Below are 7,913 nucleotides of genomic sequence, written 5' to 3'. Positions count from 1 at the left end.
ACCGCGGCATGTTTGGCGAATCCTGTACAGTACGCTTCGCTGTGGGAAGAGCGAAGGTTGCTTGGCATTGACCGTCCAGTATCCGAGATACAGTTGCTGGATGAGATATCGAAACAACTCTTTTTGTTTGCGATTCCAGCAGCGCACATCCGGATCAAATCGGGCGAATTCCTGGCGATCCAACCAACTTAGTGATTCGCAGGTTTGGGAAAATGTGAACAGTTCATCCCAAACAGCTTGCAACGTGCTGTCTTCTTCTGTCCAACGTATCCAGCCGGGAAAGCTGTATGGCAACAAAAGTTTTTCGTAGATCGCATAGGCATCCCGGTAGAAATGCTCCTTGCGTTCGGAGTCCGACTGTAGCATTTTTCTTCGTAACCTCCATTCCAGCAACACAAGGTTGAGGAAAAATGTCAGTAAGCAGGAGAATAAAATTTCAAGCATCCAATCCCTCCTTTTGGGAGGAAAAATTGGACATTTTGAGCAGGGATTCCTCTAATTATGAAGGAGCGGAAATCTGGACGGCGCAACTATTCTAGATATGAAAGAAGAAAAGTGTACGAGTGAGGTTGAATTATAAGACGCGGTTTAGGAATTCGGTCAGAGACGTCACGAGTGGTTTTAGATAGTCTCATCCAACCCCGGAATCCCTGAGAAATCAGGGTTTCCCGGGGTGGCATTTAACGGCTATTCACGAGCGGTCACGGATAGCATATGGGCAAGATATGGGCAAACGTATGGTCCGCTGGATGTTCACCATACGCACAATGGTGATGGTGAATTCAAGAGAAAACTATCCATTTCGTAACCTACGAGCCTTCTCTAAAACGTCGGACAGCTGTTTATTTACAAACTCTCGCTCGCATTCGAATGAACTGATGTCATCCTTCTTATTAAGCTCTACCCTTATATTCCCGGCATACGAAGTCGTGAGATACCTATCCGCCCCCAACACCCTTGCATAGTTTCCGAGTGCGGAATCCTTGGAGGGTATTTTTCCTTTCGGAATCAAAACCATCAATGGGTTCATATGTTCCATCACATCTTGACCAGGCCAGCCGGTTTGCCTTCCATGATGAGATGCGACAAATACTGTGCATTTCAAATCGTCTGGATGCTTATCCAACAACCATTCGAAGGTTTCTTTCCCAGTGTCACCACCTATGATTACCGAGCTTTTGCCGTGATGGATTTTAATTAAGTATGATCCTTGGTTTGCCGATTCTGATTCGTGAAAAGAGGTTGGGTGCAGAATCTGAATTTGATCCCAGTCAGCGTTCCCTGTCCCAAAAAATTCGCTGTCTGAGTCTCGCTTGGGTTCAATGAACTTTACTCCCGTTTCTTCGCCATTGACAATCTTCTTGATTCGATTGCCGTCGTCGTTATCAGGGATAGTGTCAATGTGTTGCGTGGGCATCCACATATTTATCGTTCCGATAGAATCAAGGAATTCGTCTATTCCAGTTATATGGTCCTTGTCTGGATGTGTTATGATTGTCCGAAACGCAGATTTATTACCAATGACGTCCGTCCAGTACGAAATTGGGTTGGTAGCCCTATAAACATATCCGCCAGCTGAGGATTTAGAGAACTTCTCCTCTGATACCTCCTGTTCTTCTGCCCTTTCTGACTCGGAAAGTTTGTGAATGTCTACCAACGATTTTCTTGACCCGTGATCCACAATAACACACTGCCCGTTTTTCACATGCAGAACATGAATTTTCACAGCCATTCACCCCTCTCAAAGTAATTCGGAGATTTGTTCGACGAATCTCGGCCTACCATCGATGTGAAGTTTATCATGCAACCGCCCCCATACCTTAACCTCTCTGCCTGCTCGAAGAATTGCCATAGCTTCCTCAACATCAATTCCCTTAACCTGCGGAACATCGTTCCAATGCGCCTTATTTATAATAGATGGAACCCATCGTTTGAGAGCAGCGTCCACTTTCACCATTCCATTCCAAATCAACAATTGTATCTCTATATCATGAAACGCATTTAGGTCCGTACGAATCTCCCCTATTGCCTTTTCGAAGTCAACGGGAAAGCTTGGATAAGTCGGCATTTCGTCGGGCGGAGTAGGAGACACCTTCTGCGGATTCTCCGAGCTTGTGTATATTGAAATTGGCTTTGCTGCCTCAACGAGAACATTCCTATCCGATTTCATCAAGCGTTCAAATAACAAGCGCCTTCGTAGCTTACCGATTTGGTCCATTGAGATTTCTACTGGGCGCTTGACCTCCGAAAGGAATGTGGGTATATCGTTGCGCCAATGCCGAGTAATACCAGAAGCGTCCGAAACTATGAATTCATTTCCTTTGGTTATCACGGACTCGGATCCCAAATTGTCGTACACTCCACCATCGGTTAGTAAGATCCGGTTTGGCGGAGATGGATTGGTTCGGTTTACAAGTTGCCCTTCCATATACTTGAACACGAAGCTTCGATCCACTGTGGAAAACTCTATTGGTTTGAATAGGGGAGGGAAACATGCCGAAGCTGCCACACCAAAAGCAACTTTGTCACGGGGAAAGGGCTGGGTGTGTCCAGTTGCCGAGTCACCAATCTCCTTTTGGGAAAATTTCCACGACAACGCCGAGTTTAAGGAGGTGGCATAGCATGTCCACTCCGGATTCGGGACAAGATCGGCGAACGACTTCTCCTTATACAGTTGCGAGTCAAGTAGTTCAACGAACTTCTGCGGGTTTTTCCGCAGAGGATTTATCCTGTATATGTTTCCTCTCGGCGAGCTCTGAATAAACTCCACAACTGGTCTGATTACACGCCGATCGAAGTCCTCGACCGATTCAAAAGGTGACAAAGACAGCTGAGTCATTAAAGCTCCAGCAGCTATCGACCCCCCAGACACCGAATTGATTCTATTTACTTCATCGAATATTCCTAAAAAAATGAGGCGCCGAATTACCCCCAAGTGAAAAAGTGTCGCCCGAAACCCACCGCCTGATAGACACAACGTATATGGCATTCCTATCACCTTCACCCAGATCCGTTACTTTGAAAAGGCTGCATTTGAGATTTGATTTGCCCCAATAGGCGAGTATGCCGTTGGCCAACATCCGCATATTATTCGGCGGTGTCCCCCAGGTTTCTACCCAATTGTTCCTATGGGTGAAACATTTGGCATCGATCAACTCCATAGTATCATTTCAAGAAAGTGATGCCTACTCCGTCTTCTTGCCACCATGCATTATGTTTTTGGTATGTAGGAGAAAGTCGCTTACACTGCCGCCCCATGCATCTCGCAAAAAATTGCGGTTTGAAATAATATGAACAAAGATGAGTGAGGTGCTTCAATGTCAATTGATGACCGGATCTATTGCCTTCAAAAGTCAGATATCCCCGACGATCTCTTGGTGTTACTCAGACTGGCCGACGTTGCCTTTCTCAAAGACAATGATGCGCAGGCCAATGAAATCCTTTATACACATCGAAGTTGAATGCCGCAGGCGTGGCGTGATTATATACACCGATCCATACATGAATCATTACGAACAGTCCTCAGGTAAAGACTCCAAGGGTGGAACCCGATGACCACCAAACCTTATGTATGGCAAATGGTAAAAGAGGCAGCGGAATACGCCAGTGGAACAACATACAGTCAAATCAAACCCCACATATTCCAAAAATACGGTCAGGTGAACGAAAACACCATCAACTGCACAATTCTTTCTAGCTGCGTCAACAAGCAATCACGAGTGAATTGGCCTGAGAACCAAAAACCCAGATCTGCCACATCCCAATACGACTTCTTATACCACATTGGCAGAGGGCAAGTTGAACTGTATGACCCACAAAAACATGGCGTTTGGGAAATCCAAGCTCATGCGGATGGAAAACTATACGTATCAAAAGTGGGCGAAGCGCAGCAGCCAGTGCCGCCCTCAGGCGAGGATGTCGGTGCCCCGGATTGCCCCCAACAATGATACTTTACTCTTTCCGTTGGAGAGCCATCTTCGAGATTTTATTGCGAAGCACCTCCCCTCAATCTCTGTCGGTAACCAGAAGTTACACTTATTCGTCGATGACTCTGGGTCAGACGGTGTTGAGTACCAAACAGAGGTAGGTCGGATTGACATCCTGGCATTAAACGACAACGATGAATTTGTTGTGTTTGAGCTGAAACTGAGCAAAGGCGCCGACCAGTCTCTTGGGCAGCTCCTCAGGTATATGGGGTGGGTGAATTCTCATCTAAGCCCTTCTAAGCCAGTTCACGGCGTGATCGTTGCTGGGGACATCGACAGTAAGCTGAAGTATGCGGCTTCGATTGTGCCAAATGTGTCGTTGTTCCGCTACGAGGTTAGTTTTGCGGTTGAAGAAGTATCACTTGGTAATTGAGTGCGACCATTCGATGCCAAACATTATGGCCGGGGAATTTGCTTCAGTTTGCGAATGACTTTTACTAGCTTATCCATTGTGTTTTCAAAATTACTTTTCACATCGTGCTCCCATATGCGCACGATATGCCATCCCATAGCTTGGTAATGTTCCGTGATAGTTTTGTCTGTTGTTTTATTCTTTTCGATTTTTGTTGTCCAATACTCTACATTACTCTTCGGCATTCGTACGTGCTCTGGGCATCCGTGCCAGAAACACGAATCAATGAAAATGACCAATTTCAGCTTCTTGATGGCGATATCCGGCTTTCCAGGTAGGTCTTTGACGTTGGTGCGGAATTGAAATCCTCTTCGCCATAGTTCTCTACGGACCCGAAGTTCCAGCGAGGTGTTATTGGAACGTACGGCGCTCATTATTTCACTTCTTCGGCGACGTGAAACGTTATCAGTCATAAGAGGGCTCCACTGTTCCGCTCTTATTCATTTTCAACACACAAATCATCCGCTTTCCATGTTAAAAGCGGGCGTTCGTGGGCACCCTGATATGGCTTTAACGTTATCATTTGCGAGAAAAAGCATGCACTTCTGATCTCAGTATCGTTATGAAAATTCTTTGGTCGAGCCCACTTCTCCAAACCAAGAAAACAAGGTGGCCGACGATAGACAAGGCGGCCACCCGTTTCCAATACGTTAAGATCTCGAGCCGTCAGAGTATGTCGCTGAGGGCAAACCTTCAAACGCTTCTCCAACAGTCATATAAGGTCTGGAGACAAACAAGTCCGGAACTTCACTGTGCGTTGGCGTAGGCAAACAAACCCTGCCAAGATCCTTCTTGCAACCAATAAAAATCACCCTGCGACGCATTTGTGGAGCGCCGTAGTCTGCGGCTAAGAGCACATCGGATGAAACACAATACCCCATTTCATCCATACGTTGAATGATGTGATCATACAAAGCACCTCGAGACATGCCTTTCAAGTTTGAAACATTTTCCATAACAAAGAATGATGGGGAGAGTTCTTCCACAAATCGCAGAAATTCAAATATCAACTCACCCCGAGGATCCGCTACCCCACGTTGTTTACCAGCCTGACTAAAAGCTTGGCAGGGTGGGCCCCCATACACTAAATCTGGCCTCTGGCTACCCCCGGTAATATCTCGCCACAATTTCAGTGGATCAGCAATCTTGCTTATGTCACTTTCTACAACCGTGGCACAGTGTCCATAATACCCCTTCAAGGTGGTACAAGCATCATGCCATGAATCCAGTGTTACCTCAGTTTTTATAGAAACTCTCCCAGATGCGGCCAAGTCAGCTCCGATGTCCAAACCCCCTGCTCCACTGAATAGGCTAAATGCCCGGAGTGGAGATGTGAAACCCAACTGGTTCGCATACTCGGTTACTGAACGAAAAACGGCTTCTGCTAAGGGAACAGGTACTGCGTTACCCACCTGCTGTTGGATGCTTGTTAATGTTCCTGAAAATACCAATTTATCAGGGAACCCTTGTAGGCGTGCCGCTTCCCTCACTGTTATAAATCGATTCTCGTAGGGGTGAACAAACTTGTTGAAAATGTACCCTGTTACCGTCAGGGACGGTTTGGACGGATCCAACCGAATCATTCTAAGATTCGGTCCGCCACGGCGATTTGGATCCTCCTTTACGTAATACCTGAAACTTTCGTGCCACAACTCTTCAGGTAAGTCTTGCATCTTTTGCCCAATACCGAGTGCATTGATTCTCCTTTGCACCATAGGACCTACCTTGCGAGCAACATGATTGGCCACTGACAGGTGGGGCTCGGTATCATTTGAAATTGAAATTGTCCGCAATCCATTCGTCACGTGTGACGTTTCGAGTAAAGGATAAGATTCCATCAAAGAGGTTGTATATTGATTTGTCACTCTCAAAGTCACCCGCTTTCTTTACTGTACCAGAAGGATCCCACGTCCAAACGATGTCTTGTAGACTCGCCAAATACTCTTCGTAATGGCGGGCAGCGTGGACGTTGGACAATAGAGCGGTCTTCACATCAAATTCGTGAGTATTCAGCTTACCTTCTACACCAAGCTTGAGGACTTGGTAGATTCCTTTCTTTATGTCGTCGGTGCGATCCATACCGACACTTGTCTTCCCATCGGACACTGATTCGTATCCGGAACCAGCCCTCCTGGGCCAGTGAGCAGGTCTTGGGGAAGGTTGTCCACACCCGTTTGTGAGCCAGAATACACTGTTCATGGTATCACGAATTGAGTAGGCATCAAAGGCGCTTCTCCAAAAATCAACGAACCATTTGAGAAAGTGAACATTCCCCTTCAACAATCTATCAAACGCATCGTACGCCCATGAATCATCCGACTCCATTTTTCCTAAATCAATCAAGTCGATCGTCCAAGATGAAGAATCCCCCATACGAGGAAGGAGCACAAATATATTCTCATTACTCAAGCTCGTATTGGGAATTTCTTGGTGAGGCAGTTCCATCACTTCTTCATCGATTTTCCCGGTGAGTCGACTCGTCGGCGTCGCAAGCGGCAAGGTACAGAGTGGTGACGCCTTGACCTCTGCAAGCAATAGGCAGTTTTTCTGCGGATCGTGAATCATTACGTCCACCGGCTCACTCCCCAAATAAACGTCGAGAGGTTTTGACAGGTGGAGAAATATTTGTTGCAGATACACACATAGAAGTCGACGTGTTCTTTCACCTATCCTCCCGGAACCGGGCTTATTTCCGGGTGTAAAGTGAAATTCGCCATGAAAGATGCATCGTGGGCACGTATTTGTGTAGGGGTAAAACAAATGCGGTGAATGTTCCGGACAATACCCCCAACCTGTGTTTGTAACATCTTTGTAGTATTCGGCCATTAAGATCAAATCGTATCCAGCAGCGAGAATTTCGGACAGTGGAATACCTGCTGATTTTGAGAGGCGCATACCCTGAAGAATAACTTCATTCACCAAACTTAGTTCTGATGTTTTTGGACTCAATGGTTGCCGTGTCGCAAATGCTTCTGCTACATCAAATTCAGGCACGTCCCCTACCCCCAACATTTGTCGTATCCTACCAGCTAAAAATTCTCCATGATAAATCTTTCCCCTTCTCGACCGTTGACTTTGTGCGTTAGACTGAATTGGAAAACACCTTTCTGGAGGACGATTATTTGACTCAAATAGGTGAAGAAGTAATCTACCACCTCAGCCACCAGGATCCAAAACTCGGCTGGCTAATTGACGAAGTGTGTGCGTCAAATAGCGCACACCTAGCGTTAGTCCTTCTTCTGCGAGATGATCCCCTCCAGAATCCAGTCATGGAGGGATCATCGTGACAAAAGCCGAGTTAGAAGAACTTCGCGAGCTTTGGCGCGCCCGTGTGACGGACTTTCGGGCCAGCGGGTTAACCGGAGCAGCATGGTGTGCCGCGCATCAGGTCAAGGAGCACCAGCTGAGGTATTGGGTCGGCAAGTTTAAGGCGGACACCGCCCACGACAGCCAGGGGCGCGATGATGTTGAGCCGCGTTTTATCCCGGTGCGCTTGGACGAGTTTGCGACTGAAG

Annotated in this window: 10 protein-coding genes; 4 read left to right on the top strand and 6 right to left on the bottom strand. The window is 46.8% G+C overall.

Annotated features, from left to right (window positions below; all coding sequences use genetic code 11):
- From BUA75_RS14975 to BUA75_RS14965, 3 genes are all read right to left on the bottom strand, one after another.
- A partial coding sequence (locus tag BUA75_RS14975; RefSeq protein ID WP_129583691.1) for a hypothetical protein occupies positions 1-444 on the bottom strand: 444 nt, incomplete at its 3' end.
- Between the two features lie 349 nt (positions 445-793).
- The gene (locus BUA75_RS14970; protein ID WP_129583690.1) at positions 794-1,726 is read right to left on the bottom strand and encodes a ComEC/Rec2 family competence protein; all 933 of its coding nucleotides are present in this window, start codon (positions 1,724-1,726) and stop codon (positions 794-796) included.
- Positions 1,727-1,741: 15 nt separating this feature from the next.
- Positions 1,742-2,989, bottom strand: coding sequence for a patatin-like phospholipase family protein (locus BUA75_RS14965; RefSeq protein ID WP_072875385.1), 1,248 nt, complete (start codon positions 2,987-2,989; stop codon positions 1,742-1,744).
- Between the two features lie 328 nt (positions 2,990-3,317).
- Between BUA75_RS14965 and BUA75_RS16005 the strand changes: the two genes are divergently transcribed.
- The 3 genes from BUA75_RS16005 to BUA75_RS14955 all read left to right on the top strand — a co-directional run bounded on the left by BUA75_RS16005 (position 3,318) and on the right by BUA75_RS14955 (position 4,359).
- Positions 3,318-3,461, top strand: coding sequence for a hypothetical protein (locus BUA75_RS16005; protein ID WP_165612049.1), 144 nt, complete (start codon positions 3,318-3,320; stop codon positions 3,459-3,461).
- A gap of 90 nt (positions 3,462-3,551) precedes the next feature.
- Complete coding sequence (locus BUA75_RS16000) at positions 3,552-3,947, top strand: DUF7669 domain-containing protein (RefSeq protein WP_072875383.1); 396 nt, start codon at positions 3,552-3,554, stop codon at positions 3,945-3,947.
- Complete coding sequence (locus BUA75_RS14955) at positions 3,922-4,359, top strand: endonuclease NucS domain-containing protein (RefSeq protein WP_072875382.1); 438 nt, start codon at positions 3,922-3,924, stop codon at positions 4,357-4,359. The genes BUA75_RS16000 and BUA75_RS14955 overlap by 26 nt, the downstream gene beginning before the upstream one ends.
- Positions 4,360-4,382: 23 nt before the next feature.
- On the opposite strand, the gene BUA75_RS14950 is transcribed toward BUA75_RS14955, so the two are convergent.
- The 3 genes from BUA75_RS14950 to BUA75_RS14940 all read right to left on the bottom strand — a co-directional run bounded on the left by BUA75_RS14950 (position 4,383) and on the right by BUA75_RS14940 (position 7,392).
- Positions 4,383-4,811 (bottom strand): very short patch repair endonuclease, encoded by a 429-nt coding sequence (locus BUA75_RS14950; RefSeq protein WP_072875381.1) that lies wholly within the window; start codon positions 4,809-4,811, stop codon positions 4,383-4,385.
- Positions 4,812-5,048: 237 nt separating this feature from the next.
- Positions 5,049-6,146, bottom strand: coding sequence for a DNA cytosine methyltransferase (locus BUA75_RS14945; protein ID WP_242650352.1), 1,098 nt, complete (start codon positions 6,144-6,146; stop codon positions 5,049-5,051).
- Between the two features lie 19 nt (positions 6,147-6,165).
- Positions 6,166-7,392, bottom strand: a complete 1,227-nt coding sequence (locus tag BUA75_RS14940; protein ID WP_129583689.1) for a hypothetical protein — start codon at positions 7,390-7,392, stop codon at positions 6,166-6,168.
- Between the two features lie 289 nt (positions 7,393-7,681).
- On the opposite strand from BUA75_RS14940, the gene tnpA reads away from it, so the two are divergent.
- The coding region (gene tnpA, locus BUA75_RS14935) for an IS66 family insertion sequence element accessory protein TnpA (protein ID WP_423219881.1) at positions 7,682-7,913 on the top strand (232 nt) is incomplete at its 3' end.

Source organism: Alicyclobacillus tolerans (genome assembly GCF_900142255.1).
GTDB lineage: Bacteria > Bacillota > Bacilli > Alicyclobacillales > Alicyclobacillaceae > Alicyclobacillus_I > Alicyclobacillus_I tolerans.
This window is presented reverse-complemented; position numbering and strand designations above follow the sequence as displayed.